The following is a 16,055-nucleotide window of genomic DNA, read 5'->3' as shown; positions in this document are numbered from 1 at the left end:
CAATTATTTTCTTAAACCTAATTTCTCAATCAGTGCACGGTATCTTTCGATGTCTGTTTTCTTAAGATAAGCAAGAAGGCCACGTCTCTGACCTACCATTTTCAGAAGACCTCTTCTGGAATGATGATCTTTGTGGTGTGTTTTAAGATGCTCTGTGAGCTCCTGGATTCTTGCTGTAAGAACTGCAACCTGAACCTCCGGTGAACCTGTGTCACCCTCTGTTCTTGCATACTCTTTCATGATCGCTGTTTTCTTCTCTTTAGAAATCATTGTTGTTTCCTCCTTGAAATTTTAATTAAACGCCGGGTATTAAGAAGTGGTCGGAGTCTCCGGCTTCTGAATACTGGCTTTTTTCACCTCGAACAGTATAGCACACGGTTTCTGACCTGTAAACTGTTTTTTCGAAAAGTTTTTCCCGAAAGTTTTTATTTTTCGAGACTGCGGAAATAAGCCTTTCCCTTTTCTGCATCCTTCAGGAGCTGCTGCTTTAGTGCTTCTATGGACGAAAAGCGCTTCTCCGGTCTGGAATAATGAAAGAATTCCACTCTGCAGGGCTCTCCGTACAGATCCTCCTCGCAGTCAAAAAGATAGGTCTCAACACCCAGGAATTTCTCTCCGATGGTTGGTTTATATCCTACGTTTGTGATCCCGCAAAGGGTTCTGTCCTTAAAATGGGACACGGTATCATAAACGCCATTTGGCGGCATCAGCTTTTCTTTTGCAGGAACGATATTGGTAGTGGGAAGAAGGACCTTATGTCCCATTCCTCTTCCATGTTCGATCACACCGTCCACAAAAAAGGGGATTCCCAGCAGATCATTAACCTTTTCCATATTTCCCTTTTTCAGTTCCTCACGGATAAATGTACTGCTGATCTTTCTGCGGCCTTCCATTTCTTTCGGAACAACATCCACAGTAAAGCCAAGCTTCCTTCCCATAGTCTCCAGAAGCTGTGGTGTTCCCTTGCGTTCATACCCGAACCTGAAATCTTCTCCCACTGCAACATGCTCCGCCTGAAGATCTCCCACCAGGATTTCTTTAATAAAGGTTTCCGCCTTCATATGACGGATCCGGTTATCCAGCGGACATTCGATCAGCACATCCACGCCTGCTTTCTCAAGAAGCTGACATCGTTCCTCTTTTGTAAAGATCATCTGACTGCCGATGCCAAGAGAAAAAAGGACTGTCTGCAGACCTTTTTCTTTCTGTTCCAGGATCTTCTCCACCAGTTTCTGGTGTCCACGGTGTATGCCGTCAAATTTTCCAAGTGTCACCGCACTCTTTGAAAGGCGCGGAAATTCTCCGTCGATCTTCAAGTATTCCATATCTTCTGCTGCTCCTGCAAGTTTTTATAAAATGTCATACAAAAAACATGCGGATGGGTACGTATTTCTGTTTTCTTTCATCCCAGCCGTATATTCCTGTGAAATTTCCGCTGCTTTTATACATCCGGACTTTTTCTTCCCTGCTGCCTCCCTGTACCAGTTCTTCCGGAAGCGGGTTTCCGTTATTGAGAAGTCTGTCTCCCTCCGGTGTACAGGTAAGGACCGGATACATGGAAAGTACATCCTCGATGGAAACAAGCTTTTCCCCGATGGTCCCATCGGCAACCGCTTCCTCCACCTGGGAAAGTGTCATGCTCTCTTCCAGAGTGAAATTTCCGGACCTGGTCCGAAGCAGCTCTTCCATGGCTCCGCCGCAGCCTAATTTTTCTCCGATGTCATTGCAAAGTGTACGGATATAGGTGCCCTTGCTGCAGGTAACGCTTATGCGTACCAGCGGAAGCTCCATATCCAGTATCCTTATCTCATAAAAAACCACAGGGCGCGGCTTACGCTCTATGGTTTTTCCTTCTCTGGCCAGTTCATAAAGCTTCTTTCCGTTTACCTTCAGGGCCGAATACATAGGAGGGACCTGCTGCTGTTCTCCCACAAAGGATCCCACTGCCTCACGGACTTCCTCTTCCGTGACGGTAACAGGTTTCTCAGAAAGAACAGCTCCGGTCATGTCCTGGGTATCTGTGGAAACTCCCAGCCTTAAAACCGCCTCATATGTTTTTTCTTTTTCTGTAAGAAGCTCCACCAGCCGGGTCCCCTTGCCCAGTGCAACAGGAAGTACTCCCTCTGCTGCCGGATCCAGAGTCCCAGTATGGCCAATCTTTTTCATGTGGAGAATCCCACGCAGCTTTGCAACAACATCATGAGAGGTATAACCTTTTTCCTTTCGGATCACAAGTATTCCGTCCATGATCTTATCTTTACTCCTCTGCAAGCTGTTTTTCAATTTCAGCAGTAAGGTTATTGATCACATCGTACATGGAGCCCTGCATATCACAGCCGGCTGCACGCACATGTCCGCCGCCTCCGAAAAATACGGCAATCTTGCTTACATCCACCTTACCATTGGAACGGAGAGATACCTTAAAGAGCTGCGTCTGCATCTCATAGATAAAGATCGCAACCTCCACACCAGCAGTCAGACGGAGCTGGCTCACGATTCCCTCCAGATCCTTTCCTTCCACACTGTAGAAATCCATCTCCCGTTTTTTCAGATATCCGACCACACACTTACCGCCCTGAAGGAGAATACTCTCTGCCAGGACACGTCCCATGACCTGATTCTGAAGATATGTTTTCTGGTAAAAGGACTCATCGATGATCCTGCTGAAATCAAATCCTGTTTTCATCAGTTCTCCGGCGATCCTCATGGTTTCCGGTGTTGTGGAAGAATACTGGAACACGCCGGTATCATGTGCCATTCCTGTATAAATAGGAACCGCAATAGAACGATCGATCTTGTCTGAATCCAGAAGTCCGTAAAGAACTTCGCTGGCAGAGCTGATCTCGCCTCTTACATGATTGACATCCGCAAATCCGTTATTGCTCACATGATGATCAATGCAGGCTGTCTTTTTTGCTGCATCGAAATATTTCCGAGCAACAGCAAGCCTGTCCAGTGCGCTGACATCACAGGTGATAAAAAGATCATACACCTTATCTTCTTCTGCTTCTGTCTTAACCTCATCCATTCTGTCAATGTAATCAAATACAGGTTTCCGGTCTTCCAGATAAACATCTGCTTCTATATCAGGAAAATATTTCCGGATATAGAGATACAGAGCCATACAGGAACCAATGCAGTCCCCATCCGGACGGATGTGACCGCCAATGCCAACGGTTTTTACATTTTCCAGTATTTCTGAAATGTTTTTCATTTTTTCCACCTATTCCTCTGTTTCCATCCCACTCATTACGTCATTGATCTTCTTTGACATATTTACACCATATTCAATAGACTCATCCAGAACAAAACGGATCTCCGGTGTATTGCGGAGATTCAGTCTTCTGGCCAGTTCTCTCCGAACATAGCCCTCTGCATTCTTTAAGCCCCGGAGGGTGGAATCCTTGGCCTGTTTCTCGCCCAGCACACTGATGTAAGCTTTGCAGGTCTTAAGATCCGGTGCCACCTCAACAGCTGTCACAGAAGTCATCGGATGAATTCTGGGGTCCTTGATCTCGCTGTGTATGATGGTGCTGAGTTCTTTTTGAACTGCACCATTCACACGTGTATTTTTAATGCTGTTTTTTCTCATTACGAATCACTCCTATCTTGGTACCTCTACCATGATATATGCTTCGACTTTATCTTCTTCTTTGACATCATTAAAGTCATTAAATACAAGACCGCACTCATATCCGGCACGAACTTCCTTGACATCATCCTTAAATCTCTTCAGAGATGCAAGCTCACCCTCGAAGATCTGGTCCTCACCTCGTGTGATACGAACCTTACAGTTACGCTGGAATGTACCATCCAGCACATAGCTTCCTGCGATGGTTCCGACACCGGAGGCCTTGAACAGCTGACGAACCTCTGCGTGACCGATAACCTTCTCCTCGAATACAGGATCCAGCATACCCTTCATAGCTGCCTCTACATCCTCGATCGCCTGATAAATGACTTTATAAAGTCGAAGGTCAACGCCCTCCTGCTCAGCAAGCTGTTTTGCTGTAGTATCCGGACGTACATTAAAGCCGATGATGATCGCATTGGATGTTGCAGCAAGGCTGACATCAGACTCATTGATGGCACCTACACCACCATGGATCACCTTAACGATAACTTCCTCGTTGGAAAGCTTGGTAAGACTCTGTTTTACAGCCTCAACAGATCCCTGTACATCGGCCTTGACGATGATCGGAAGCTCCTTAAGATCGCTGGCCTGGATCTGGTCAAACAGGTTATCCAGAGAAAGCTTGCCTTTGGTCTCCTCGAGAAGACGGCTCTTGTTCTCTGTAACGAATGCGCCTGCAAAGTTCTTGGCTTCTTTATCGCTCTCAAAGGACATCAAGATCTCACCTGCATTAGGAACATCACCAAGTCCGAGGATCTCAACCGGAGTAGACGGACCTGCCTCTTTTACACGACGTCCCTTATCATCCATCATTGCACGTACCTTACCATTGCATGCACCTGCGGCAATAAAGTCTCCCACATGAAGAGTACCCTTCTGAACAAGGATGGTAGCAACCGGTCCTTTACCTTTATCAAGCTGAGCCTCAATAACAAGACCTCTTGCCTCACGGTTCGGATTGGCTTTGAGCTCGGAAACCTCAGCAGTAAGAAGAATCATCTCAAGAAGATTCTCAATTCCTTCTCCTGTATGTGCGGATACCGGAACAAAGATGGTGCTTCCGCCCCAGTCCTCAGGAATCAGTTCATACTCGGAAAGCTCCTGTTTTACACGCTCTACATTTGCACTTGGTTTATCGATCTTATTGATGGCAACGATGATCTCAACACCGGCTGCCTTTGCATGGCTGATCGCCTCTACTGTCTGCGGCATTACACCATCGTCTGCGGCAACGACCAGAACTGCGATATCTGTAGCGTTGGCACCACGCATACGCATAGCTGTGAACGCCTCATGTCCCGGTGTATCCAGGAATGTGATCTTCTGACCTTTGATATTTACCACGTAAGCACCGATGTGCTGTGTGATTCCGCCGGCCTCGCCTCTGGTTACGTTTGTATTACGGATGGCATCCAGAAGAGATGTTTTACCATGGTCAACGTGACCCATAACACAGACTACCGGAGGTCTCGGAACCATATCATCCTCATCCTCTTCGTCCTCTTTGAGGAGCTCTGCGATCACATCCACCTTTTCTTCCTTCTCAGCAATGATATCAAAGCCAAGTGCGATCTCCTCTGCCTTTTCAAAGTCGATCTCCTGGTTTACGGTTACCATGACACCTTCCATGAAAAGCTTCTTAACGATCACTGACGGCTGCATCTTCATTGCGTCCGCAAGCTCACGGATAGTAAGCTTCTCCGGAATGGTGATCTCCTTGATCTCCGGTTTCTTCTCTTCCTGCTTCGGCTGTGGATTCGGTTTCTGAAGTGCTTTCGGGATTCTGGAATTCGGTCTGCGTCCGCCCTGATTTGGTCTGCGTCCGCCCTGGGTACCTTTCTCGAATTCTTTCTTCTTGTTCTTATTCTCTCTGTCACGCTCACGCTTGCTGTCCTTGGATGTCTTGGTCAGCTCCGGAGTGAATACAGCATCTGAAGAGCCACCGCTTCTTCTCTGTCCCGGACGCTGTCCGCCGCCCTGGCCACCACGGTTTGCTCCGCTGAAACGGTTGTCTCCGCCTCTTCCGCCTTCGGAACGTCCGCCCTGGCCTCCCTGGCCACGGTTTGCTCCACCGCCGAAACGGTTTCCTCCGTCTCTTCTTCCTTCAAAGCTTCCGCCCTGACCTCCCTGGCCACGGTTTGCTCCACCGCCGAAACGGCTTCCGCCTCTTCCGTCATTCTGACGTGGGCCTCTGTTTCCCTCGCCCTGTCTTGCCGGACGTCCCTCACCATTCTGGGAACGATTTCCGCCAAAACGATTTCCGCCGTCTCTTCTTCCCTCGAAGGTTCTTCCGTCACGATTTCCGTCTCTTCTTCCTTCCGGACGGTTGCCCTGCGGTCTTCCGCCCTGAGTACGATTCTGGCCACTCTGACCGTTTCTCTGCTCACCGGACTCACCGTTTCGTGTGTTTGCTCCTGCGCTTCTCTGACCGCCGTTCTGTGGACGTGCCGGTCCCTTTCTCTCGCCTGCTGCCGGTTTTCTTCTTCCTTTACCGCCATCGCTGGCATTCTGTGCATGAAATACACGGATGATATTTTTTTTCTTTTTCGGTGCTTCAGATTTGTTACCCTCTGTATTCACCGTTGTTGTCTTTTCTTCTGTTTTTGGAGTATCCAATTGTCTATATTGCTCCTTTCCCGATCTGTTGAATTTATCTTTTATCATTTCTATCGTCAAACCTCCTTACAGACGCCTGTATCATGCAGGTTATCTGCCGGATTCTTTTTCCAGCGCCTTCATGATCGCCTTTGCAAAATTTTCGTCCTGCACGGCAAGGCTGGCACGGAATTCTTTGCCCATTGCTCTGCCCAGGCTCTCTTTGTCTGAAAGGAAATATAACGGAACTTCATAATAGGTACACATATTCCGAAATTTCTTTTTTGTGTTTTCGGAGGCATCATCTGCCACCAGTGCCAGGAAACCTTTTCCTGTTTTTACGGATTTCTCTGTGGAAAATTCTCCGCTCACTGTTTTTCCTGCTTTTGTCGCAAGTCCGATGAGTGATAAAACCTTATTGTTTTTCAATTGATCCAAACTCCTTTTTGAGGTTCTGATACACTTCATCCGGAACTGCCATTTTCAAGGAACGCTCCAGGCCATGGTTTTTGATAGCCTTTTCCAGGCATTCCTCTGAGAAACAAAGGTATGCGCCGCGTCCGTTTTTCTTACCTGTAGCGTCCAGGATGATCTCATTCTCTGATGTCCTGAGAACTCGTATCATTTCCTTTTTGCTTTTCATTTCCCTGCAGCCGGTACACTGACGCATGGGAATCTTGGTTCTCGTTTTCATTATTCTTCGGCATCTCCATCTGCTGTTTCTTCAGCTTCTGTTTCTGTCTCTTCTGTATCTTCCTCTGCTTCTTCAAGCTCTTCGGAAACAGCCTCTTCTGTCATTTCTTCCTCTGCTTCCTCGTGTTCCTCATCGTAATCATCGTAGAAGTCACCGGACTCTCTTGCCTGTGTCTCGCTCTTGATGTCGATCTTGAAGCCTGTAAGTCTTGCAGCAAGACGTGCGTTCTGTCCTTCCTTACCGATAGCAAGGGAAAGCTGGTAATCCGGAACTACGACCAGTGCGGTCTTCTCATCCGGGTCAGCCATAACTGCGATAACCTTTGCAGGGCTTAATGCATTCTCGATAAGGATCGCCGGGTTCTCATCCCAGTTGATGATATCGATCTTCTCACCGTGAAGCTCGTTAACAACTGCACCTACACGTGCACCGTTCATACCAACGCATGCTCCCACAGCATCTACATCCGGATCGTTGCTCCATACAGCGATCTTGGTACGGGAGCCTGCCTCACGGGCAATGCTCTTGATCTCAACGGTACCGTCTCTTACCTCTGCAACTTCGGACTCGAAAAGTCTCTTTACAAGACCGGGATGTGTTCTGGAAACCAGGATACGCGGTCCCTTCGGTGTATCCTTAACTTCAAGAATGTAAACTTTTACTCGCTCAGTTGGCTGGAAGGTCTCACCCTTTACCTGTTCGTTCTCTGTAAGTACTGCGTCTGCCTTACCAAGGTTGATGCTGACATTTTTGCCCATTACTCTCTGAACAATACCGGTTACCACTTCTTTTTCGATTCCATAGTACTGATCGTAAAGAACTTTACGCTCTTCCTCACGGATTTTCTGAAGAATGACATTCTTTGCATTCTGGGTTGCGATACGTCCGAATTCCTTGGACTGGATCTCAACCTTCATAACATCACCGATCTCTGCGTTCGTGTTTGTTTTCTGTGCATCCACCAGAGAAATCTCCAGCGCCGGATCCTCCACATGCTCTACAACAGTTCTGTCAGCGTAAACACTGAAGTCACAGGTCTCCGGATCGATCATAACGTGAACGTTATCTGCCTTTCCGAAATGGTTCTTACATGCCTGGATCAGTGACTGCTCAATTGCCTCCAGCAGTGTATCCTTACTGATGTTTTTCTCTTTTTCGAGAACGTCCAGCGCATCTCTTAAATCTCTGCTCATTTTTCTTTTTTCCTCCTGAATTTTACAGATTCGATTCTCTTTTAGAATTCGATCGCGAGACGAATCAGGGCAATATCTTTTTTATCAAAGGTACGTTCTGTGCCGTCTTCATCGATTGTCACACTGTTACTATCATATGCATTTAAAATACCGCAGAATTCTTTCTGTTTCTCGATGGGCCGGTAGGTACGGATCTCCACCAGCTTGCCAAGGCTTCTCTTAAAGTCTTTTTCTTTTTTAAGAGGCCGGTCAAGTCCCGGAGAACTGATCTCCATAATGTAGCTATCCTCGATGAAATCCTGCTCATCCAGTATATCGCTGAATGCACGGCTTACGTCCTCGCAGTCATTGACTGTGATTCCGCCCGGCTTGTCGATATAGCCTCTGAGATACCAGGTTCCGGCTTCCTTGACATACTCCACGTCTACCAGCTCAAAGCCCCTGGACTCCACGATCGGTGTAAGGATCGCCTCTGTCTTCTGTTCATATTCTTCCCGTCTGCTCATGCTTCCCACCTGCCTTTCCTATTTCTGCCTATTTCTGAACAAATTCCTTCTCAGCAAATAGGAGCGGGCTCTCGCCCACTCCTATGCCAACAAGTTCTTAGTTTCGTTCATTGTAACACCAATGTCTGTTAAATGCAAGTATTAATTGCGATTTCCGGTTTTTGTCCCCGCATAGGGAATGTCCCATGTACCACACCGTTTGATTTCCTCTTTGTTATTTCAATTCACGTTCCCGCGTGGGGAACGACCCTTTCAATCTCCACGAATCTCTTTGCGTTGATATTTCAATCCACGTTCCCTCGTGGGGAACGACATCATCAACCAGGCTATCACTATCTTCTACACTCATTTCAATCCACTTTCCCTCGTGGGGAACGACGATAGCAAGCATCCCAGACATTGCTTCTTTTCCATTTCAATCCACGTTCCCTCGTGGGGAACGACTTCCGGATCCGCACGAGATCACCGCAAAGACAGAATTTCAATCCACTTTCCCTCGTGGGGAACGACGGTGTTAGCCCTATTACAAATACCATTTACTATGATCTCAATCCACGTTCCCTCGTGGGGAACGACACATGTACCACAACTTTTCTGCTGACCTGTGATAATTTCAATCCACGTTCCCTCGTGGGGAACGACGGTGGCAGTATACTGTAACTCGTGGAGTAAGCGATTTCAATCCACGTTCCCTCGTGGGGAACGACTATACACCGACATGCAGAAGTTGATTATGTTCAATTTCAATCCACGTTCCCTCGTGGGGAACGACCCGGGATCACGATGACATTCACCAGAGCATTGCCATTTCAATCCACGTTCCCTCGTGGGGAACGACCATGGAGAAACCTCTAAGTTATCCCAATCAGCAGATTTCAATCCACGTTCCCTCGTGGGGAACGACGAGGTCCTTATTTGATCTTCCTTTCCCCTTGCCGATTTCAATCCACGTTCCCTCGTGGGGAACGACCACGGGCAGTATGGATAGATCTCTCTGTCTTTTCTATTTCAATCCACGTTCCCTCGTGGGGAACGACGGCCAGGTGGATTCCTGGCAGCAGTTCTCTGATATTTCAATCCACGTTCCCTCGTGGGGAACGACGAAACAACTACGAAAGGAGCTGGCTATATGTTTATTTCAATCCACGTTCCCTCGTGGGGAACGACAGAGGAAGCGATAGACATCGATGACGATGAGGAAATTTCAATCCACGTTCCCTCGTGGGGAACGACCGTCCCTGGAAAGACGGTCCAGCTGGTATACGATCAATTTCAATCCACGTTCCCTCGTGGGGAACGACCGATTCCCTATGTGGCCAGTGTGACCAATATAGAATTTCAATCCACGTTCCCTCGTGGGGAACGACCCAGACGGATATCACTCTCTGGATCTATATACAGAATTTCAATCCACGTTCCCTCGTGGGGAACGACGATGGTGTTCGCATTGTTGGTGTATGTATCAGCAATTTCAATCCACGTTCCCTCGTGGGGAACGACGGTGTTTCTACGGAAACTGACTATTTAAAAAGTATTTCAATCCACGTTCCCTCGTGGGGAACGACGTATCTGTATATTTCACTATACATATATTCACATATTTCAATCCACGTTCCCTCGTGGGGAACGACTGCGCTGGGTGTAACCACTGTAACCACTTTTTTATTTCAATCCACGTTCCCTCGTGGGGAACGACGATAAATGTCCGGGCGGTTGTTCATCATGATGTATTTCAATCCACGTTCCCTCGTGGGGAACGACCGCTGTCCGGTTCAGCTTCTCTGCGATCAGTGTATTTCAATCCACGTTCCCTCGTGGGGAACGACCGGGAGCCTTTTTTCGAAGGCGTACTGCTCCATTATTTCAATCCACGTTCCCTCGTGGGGAACGACGATATTTACAAAGGACTGCATCCTCTTGTAAGAATTTCAATCCACGTTCCCTCGTGGGGAACGACGGCAAATTTTCACAAATATTCTTTGTTTTTTTATGCAATAAATATAATTTTTCTACTTTTTATTATCCCTTCTCTCTTTTCTTTAGTGTTATTCATGTTACTTTTCTGATTTTTGTAGTGCGAATCCTGCCGGCATTTTATGTGTACTTCTGATTCGCACCTACATAATTAAAGGTTGATCTACTGGAATTCCACGTTCTATACCTACATGTTCTATTTTAGTCTGATAATTATTTCCGAGGTAATAAAAACGTAAGCTATCTTTATTTTTGTCAATAATATCAGACAATATCCCCTTCAAAGCAACACTTTGAGCGCTATCCAAAATACACTCAAATACAGAATTTTGCACCCTTCTTCCATAATTTGTACATTGCTTCGCCACTTTACGCAAACGAGTTCTTCCTGCAGTTGTCTCTGTATTTACATCATAAGTAATCACTACCAACACTTTGTCACCTCATTTCCACAAAAACACTGGATAACTGTCCAAATCTCCTCTTAAATATCTTGCCAACAACATTGCCTGTACATAAGGAACCATTCCCCATTCCACCTTTTCTTTCAAGAACGGATGTGTGATGGTTTCCTTCTTTTTCTTCTGCCATTCTACCAACAGCTTTTTTCGCAGCTCATCATCCATCAGAACAGCTCCATTTTCTTTTTTGGTAAAATTCTTTCCATTTACAATCTTTTTGTTAACAAGCGATAATACAAAACGATCTGCCAATACAGCTCTTAATTCCTCTATCATATCCAAAGCCAGTGATACTCTACCTGGTCTTTCGGTATGAAGATATCCCACATAAGGATCCAGCCCCACACACTCCAGGGAAGAAGCAATCGTATTTGTCAACAACGTATATACAAAAGACAACATTGCATTCATATTATCTAACGGTGGTCTTTTATTTCTTCCTTGAAATGAAAAATCCTTTTTCTGTTGCAAAATCATTTCATCAAAAACTCCAAAATACACGCTGGCCGCTTCCCCTTCAAAACCTCTTAATTGTGCTTTTGATTCACATGTTTGAATTAATCCCAACGTATGTTTCAGCTTTTCTGATGCTATTTTTATTTTGTCCGCATCTACCTGCATACTATGATCTCTAACACAGCGTTCCAACACCCATCTTGCATTATACACCTTTCCAAGTATACAGTTTTTTGCAATTTCCAGGCTGATTGCTGAATCCAAACTGCTTGCATACTGCTGTTCTCGCAAAAGCACATTTCCTCTTGTCTTTCCGGTTATCCTCGCAAGAAATTTTCCCTGGGGCGTCATAAAACAAAGAGAGATATTTTTTTCTGCACAAGATCCCATCAATGCCGGACTGACGCCCCTGTATCCAAAGGAAACTATCCCTTCCAGATTATGTAATGGAAGTCTTCCTTTTTCTTTATCCTCTTCAAAAACAACTATATTTTCTCCATCTAAACCCAAATAGCTGTTTTCAGAAGTTACATACAACGTATTCAAAAGTTTTTTCATGTCTCTTCCTCCTTCAGCATCTGGTCTATATAATGTTTCACAGAAACTTGTTTGTTTAATTTGGGCAGACAAAGTTCCTTTAATGAACAGGAATTACACATTTTACCTGTTTTTACCTTCGGAGTATAACCTCTATTGTAATACTGATGCATCTCTTCAAATATATCTTTGACTGCATTTCTCAGATCCTCTGTAATTTCCACAACTTCTCTTCGTCTTGTTTCTCCATAAAAAAGAGCTGCTTCAGGTATTGTTGCAGAAAACATTTCTTCGAGACATAAAACCTGTGCCACAAGCTGCAATCTATCGGCATCTGTTGATTTTTCTTTTCCTTTTTTGTATTCTACCGGATAAACAGAATACATTCCCCGATGTCCATGAAGCCGTATTCCATCTTCACATTTATGAAATTCTACAAGATCACACTCTCCACTCACTCCCATAATTCTTGAAGAAACCGGCAAAGCTCTTACCAAAATAGTATCTTTTCTTTTTTCCGTCAAATATGGATCATGTACCTTCTGGTGCATCAGTTTTCCAACAGCTGTATGAACATTTTCTGCCCACTGCTGCTCAACATGGATCAATGCCCACTGTCTTCTGCAAAATTTAAAATGCTGTATACCTGATATCATCAAATAATCATCTTCTGTATACTCCATCAAATCATCCTTTTTACTTCAACAGATTCCGGTATTTTATCATTATGAATTTCAACTGTATAATCCTGATATCTTCTCGGATATTCTACATTTTCTTTTCGTGTTACTTCAACTGCATCAAACAATTTATATGCCGGACAATCTCCCAATTCTTTACTGTGCTTAAACACGATCAGTTCACGTACTGACATTTTTCCACGGGCTGCTGAATGGTCATTTTCAAACATATTTATGATCGCATCCCACAGAAGTTCCAGATCTTCTTCTGTAAATCCTGTTGTTTTTCGTGCAAGATTTGCAGATATAAAGCCCTCTGCGCGATACAATGCATATGGCACAATACTCTTTCTTCCCATTTCGGTACTTTTATTTTCGGCATCTTTTTCTGTTGTGATTGCCACACGGGTAATGGTAACTTCCTGACTGATCACTGGGTCGATACTTCTGGCAAATCCAAGCTGAACTGGGCCACGCACCTGTCCGCAGTTTAAAGAAGCTTTTACAAAAGTAGTCATTACTGCCCCAAAAGTTCTGATATCATAATAATTTTCACACATGTAATCCCGCAATTTTGAATCCACACCCGGATCACTTTTTTTCAGTTTTTTTAATGCTTCCGTTACTTTCTTATCATCTGTTTCTTTGATTCCAACATTTTCACATGCCGTTCGGTCACTTCGATTCAACGGAACATCTTCTTTAATATAAATTTTGTAACCCTGTGCATCCTCTTTTACTGTTTCCACATAATTTCTTATTTTTCTTTTCAGGCAGACATCCGTAACAAGCCCTAAGCCGCTTTCCGGATCTATTCTTGGCATATTTCCTGCATCCGGATCTCCATTTGGATTACCATTTTCCACATCAAATAAAACTACAAACTCATATCTGTTTTTAATAACTTCGCTCATCTATTTTCCCTCCCGTTTTCCCAAATACTTTCCTGTTTCTGGTGGTAATACCCCAAAATAAATTTTCCTTGTTCCTCCAATGGCAAACGTTTTGGATAAGCTTCTAGCTTACTCACCAATTCGCCCAAAAGATCTTCATATTTTCTTTTCAAATACCCTTTATCTCTTTCTATTTTTTTTATATGACTATTCTTTAATTTAAACAATACTGGAAATACTGATGCCGGTGTTGCACATGCTGAATTAAAATACCGATCTCGAATTGTTGATTTTATTCCAGGATTTGCCTCTGTCTGAATCGACTCCAACACAGAAAATAATCTTCCCAATACATATGCTACATCATTAGATTCTTCATTTAATCCCATACAGATCTCTCCTTCCGTATTTTTATAATTTTTTATCAGAAATGCCTTAACAATAGAAACTCTTCCCCATGTTACACATCCCTGCTCAGCCCGTATTCTTATTAATGTATCTGTATACAAACTTGCCGGATACCTGGAATTTTGTAAAATAGCTGAAAACGCCATAGCGGCCATATTGGAGATTGTTTTTTTATCCCGTGAATTCATATTCACTGTTTCTTTTAACATATCTTCAATTCCAAGATATTCCCGCTCTTCCCATTTAGGTTTTATCATCTGCATTCGTTCATAATGACATGCCAGATTTTTCGTAATATTTCCAAATGAACTCTGATAAAAAAATCTTACAGATAACCTGGCAGCATTTGGTGCCAGACATAAAATATAAAACTTCTGAGATGGATTTAATTCAATGTCATCAATTATGATCTGTTCATCTTTTCTGAGTTTTTCAAAAAATCCATGTACCTCACTTTGATTATCTTTTACCGGATTTAACAATGCTAAAAGCGCATCCTGATATTCCGTCTTTGCCTCCTCTGCCCAATATACAATAATAGAATCTCCCAGCGGAAACGTATATTTCTTTTGTGCCAGCAAATAATTCAACGCACTTGTGTAAGCAAACTCTGCATATTTTCCGACCGGTGCATTATAGCTCTGTTCTTTTCCATAAGATTCAAATGATGGTGCATTAAAAGAAACCAAAGCTGCACCACTGGACTGTGCTCCCGGCACCCCTTTTATATTCCTGTGAATTCTTGAAATTTCAGTTTTTTCTCCTGTTACCAGACAAATTCCACTTATATCTGTTTCCGACTGTTTACTTTCTACATTCCATATTTGCTCTATTTCCTTGTCATCCTGGGCATATTTTTTATCCATACAGAATATAAGATTTCCACCATCCGTGATCTCCTCCCAGTTTTCTAAAACAGCAGCATTTTCTTTTGCTTTTTCCGGATTCCATTTATAAAAAAAAGCACATATAGCCTGTGCCATTTCTCCGGAAGTATTTTTCAACAACTTCAGATGCTTCTCCTTTGCCGCTTCAAAGCATTCTGTAATTCTTTTTCCTGTACCACTCTTATCAATTCCAAGCATATATTTCGAATTATCACATAAAAAATTCGCCGCAACTCCGGATGATCGCGTGAGCATTGCCGGAACTTTCATTGTTTGTGAAATCCAAATCTGTTTCTTCCCTGCCTGTCTCTCCTCCTTCAGCCATAAGATATTCTTTATATCCCCGTCTGTAGACAAATTGATTCCATAAGAAACTTTTGCCTGACACCACCCCTGTTTGGGTAATTTTTCTTGTCTTTCCAAATCTTCATAATATTTCACCAATGCCTGCAGTATCATCGAACCACCTCGCAGTTTCGCACATCTATTACTCCCTGTTTCATGATTGCTCTAAAAAACATGGGGCTAAGATTCTCTTCATCCGAATAATCAATATCATATAGCATAAATCCAAAATCTTTTTCCTCTACATCGTCATATGCAGTATGAATTTCCTCTTCATTACACAACTCAAAATTTGCAGGAAATTCCCGACACCCAAAATAAGGCATACTGTAACATGCGCCTCTTTTCAATCTCCTCATAATAATATCCTTGAATTTCCCTGGATTATCCGTTTCATTTGCTTTCTCCGTCATTTCAAAATGAGCTTCAATAACATACTCTACATCACTTAACAACAAAGACGCTCTCTGTACAATTTCCTCTTTACTGCTTAAATATAGGGGTTTCATTCCTCCATTATAGGCTTCAAGCACTTTACTTGCAGATACCTTACTCTTCACTTCATTTCTTCTTACACTGGTAAATTTAACCGGTTTCTTCACATAAATCTTATCTATACACCATTTCATGCCCGGATGCCAGTAAATTGCTTCCAAAATTCCTCTGGCAGCCGACGGTGTTATTACATCATAAGAACACCGTTCTACTTTCATCTCTGGTCTTGAAAATAATGCATAATCCCCCCACACTCTGACCTTTACTCCCATTCCCATAGGCACTTTCCCTCTTTTC

16 protein-coding genes and 1 CRISPR repeat array are annotated in these 16,055 nt (G+C 43.9%); all 16 genes read right to left on the bottom strand.

Translation table 11 applies throughout. From position 1 onward, the window contains the following. Positions 1-3: 3 nt before the first annotated feature. Positions 4-270: a 30S ribosomal protein S15 gene (rpsO, locus tag LI091_RS11765; protein ID WP_015525801.1), complete on the bottom strand. Its 267-nt coding sequence runs from the start codon at positions 268-270 to the stop codon at positions 4-6. A gap of 155 nt (positions 271-425) precedes the next feature. Continuing rightward, entirely contained in the window at positions 426-1,325 is a 900-nt protein-coding gene (locus LI091_RS11760) for a bifunctional riboflavin kinase/FAD synthetase (RefSeq protein ID WP_118625419.1), read from the bottom strand. Positions 1,326-1,359: 34 nt separating this feature from the next. Continuing rightward, on the bottom strand, positions 1,360-2,250 hold the full coding sequence (truB, locus tag LI091_RS11755; protein ID WP_370816446.1) for a tRNA pseudouridine(55) synthase TruB: 891 nt from the start codon (positions 2,248-2,250) through the stop codon (positions 1,360-1,362). A gap of 7 nt (positions 2,251-2,257) precedes the next feature. Then, a complete protein-coding gene (locus LI091_RS11750) occupies positions 2,258-3,214 on the bottom strand; it encodes a DHH family phosphoesterase (protein ID WP_022426620.1) in 957 nt (318 codons plus the stop codon). Between the two features lie 9 nt (positions 3,215-3,223). Further along, positions 3,224-3,592: a 30S ribosome-binding factor RbfA gene (gene rbfA, locus LI091_RS11745; protein ID WP_015525797.1), complete on the bottom strand. Its 369-nt coding sequence runs from the start codon at positions 3,590-3,592 to the stop codon at positions 3,224-3,226. 12 nt (positions 3,593-3,604) lie between these two features. Then, on the bottom strand, positions 3,605-6,298 hold the full coding sequence (gene infB, locus LI091_RS11740) for a translation initiation factor IF-2 (protein WP_015525796.1): 2,694 nt from the start codon (positions 6,296-6,298) through the stop codon (positions 3,605-3,607). A 42-nt stretch (positions 6,299-6,340) separates the two neighbouring features. Further along, the gene (locus LI091_RS11735; RefSeq protein ID WP_021650310.1) at positions 6,341-6,658 is read right to left on the bottom strand and encodes a L7Ae/L30e/S12e/Gadd45 family ribosomal protein; all 318 of its coding nucleotides are present in this window, start codon (positions 6,656-6,658) and stop codon (positions 6,341-6,343) included. Beyond that, positions 6,645-6,923 (bottom strand): RNase P modulator RnpM, encoded by a 279-nt coding sequence (gene rnpM, locus LI091_RS11730; RefSeq protein WP_015525795.1) that lies wholly within the window; start codon positions 6,921-6,923, stop codon positions 6,645-6,647. Before rnpM ends, LI091_RS11735 begins: the two co-directional genes overlap by 14 nt. After that, positions 6,923-8,116, bottom strand: a complete 1,194-nt coding sequence (gene nusA, locus LI091_RS11725; protein WP_059085213.1) for a transcription termination factor NusA — start codon at positions 8,114-8,116, stop codon at positions 6,923-6,925. Before nusA ends, rnpM begins: the two co-directional genes overlap by 1 nt. Positions 8,117-8,157: 41 nt before the next feature. Continuing rightward, complete coding sequence (gene rimP, locus LI091_RS11720; protein WP_021650312.1) at positions 8,158-8,622, bottom strand: ribosome maturation factor RimP; 465 nt, start codon at positions 8,620-8,622, stop codon at positions 8,158-8,160. 216 nt (positions 8,623-8,838) lie between these two features. Beyond that, positions 8,839-10,579: a CRISPR direct-repeat array (repeat unit 32 nt; unit sequence ATTTCAATCCACGTTCCCTCGTGGGGAACGAC). A 160-nt stretch (positions 10,580-10,739) separates the two neighbouring features. Next, a complete protein-coding gene (gene cas2 / locus LI091_RS11715; RefSeq protein ID WP_059085214.1) occupies positions 10,740-11,030 on the bottom strand; it encodes a CRISPR-associated endonuclease Cas2 in 291 nt (96 codons plus the stop codon). 9 nt (positions 11,031-11,039) lie between these two features. Then, a complete protein-coding gene (cas1c, locus tag LI091_RS11710) occupies positions 11,040-12,071 on the bottom strand; it encodes a type I-C CRISPR-associated endonuclease Cas1c (protein ID WP_015525792.1) in 1,032 nt (343 codons plus the stop codon). Next, positions 12,068-12,733 (bottom strand): CRISPR-associated protein Cas4, encoded by a 666-nt coding sequence (cas4, locus tag LI091_RS11705; protein WP_059085215.1) that lies wholly within the window; start codon positions 12,731-12,733, stop codon positions 12,068-12,070. The genes cas1c and cas4 overlap by 4 nt, the downstream gene beginning before the upstream one ends. Beyond that, positions 12,733-13,644 carry a type I-C CRISPR-associated protein Cas7/Csd2 gene (gene cas7c, locus LI091_RS11700; RefSeq protein ID WP_059085216.1) on the bottom strand — a complete coding sequence of 304 codons (912 nt, stop codon included), beginning with the start codon at positions 13,642-13,644 and terminating at the stop codon, positions 12,733-12,735. Before cas7c ends, cas4 begins: the two co-directional genes overlap by 1 nt. Further along, complete coding sequence (cas8c, locus tag LI091_RS11695; RefSeq protein WP_059085217.1) at positions 13,641-15,377, bottom strand: type I-C CRISPR-associated protein Cas8c/Csd1; 1,737 nt, start codon at positions 15,375-15,377, stop codon at positions 13,641-13,643. The genes cas7c and cas8c overlap by 4 nt, the downstream gene beginning before the upstream one ends. Further along, positions 15,374-16,036, bottom strand: a complete 663-nt coding sequence (gene cas5c / locus LI091_RS11690; RefSeq protein ID WP_015525785.1) for a type I-C CRISPR-associated protein Cas5c — start codon at positions 16,034-16,036, stop codon at positions 15,374-15,376. Before cas5c ends, cas8c begins: the two co-directional genes overlap by 4 nt. Between the last annotated feature and the right edge of the window lie 19 nt (positions 16,037-16,055).

Source organism: Blautia sp. MSK20_18, from assembly GCF_020553125.1.
GTDB lineage: Bacteria > Bacillota > Clostridia > Lachnospirales > Lachnospiraceae > Blautia_A > Blautia_A fusiformis.
The sequence above is the reverse complement of the archived record's forward strand: the minus strand, read 5'-3'. Positions and strand labels throughout refer to the sequence as shown.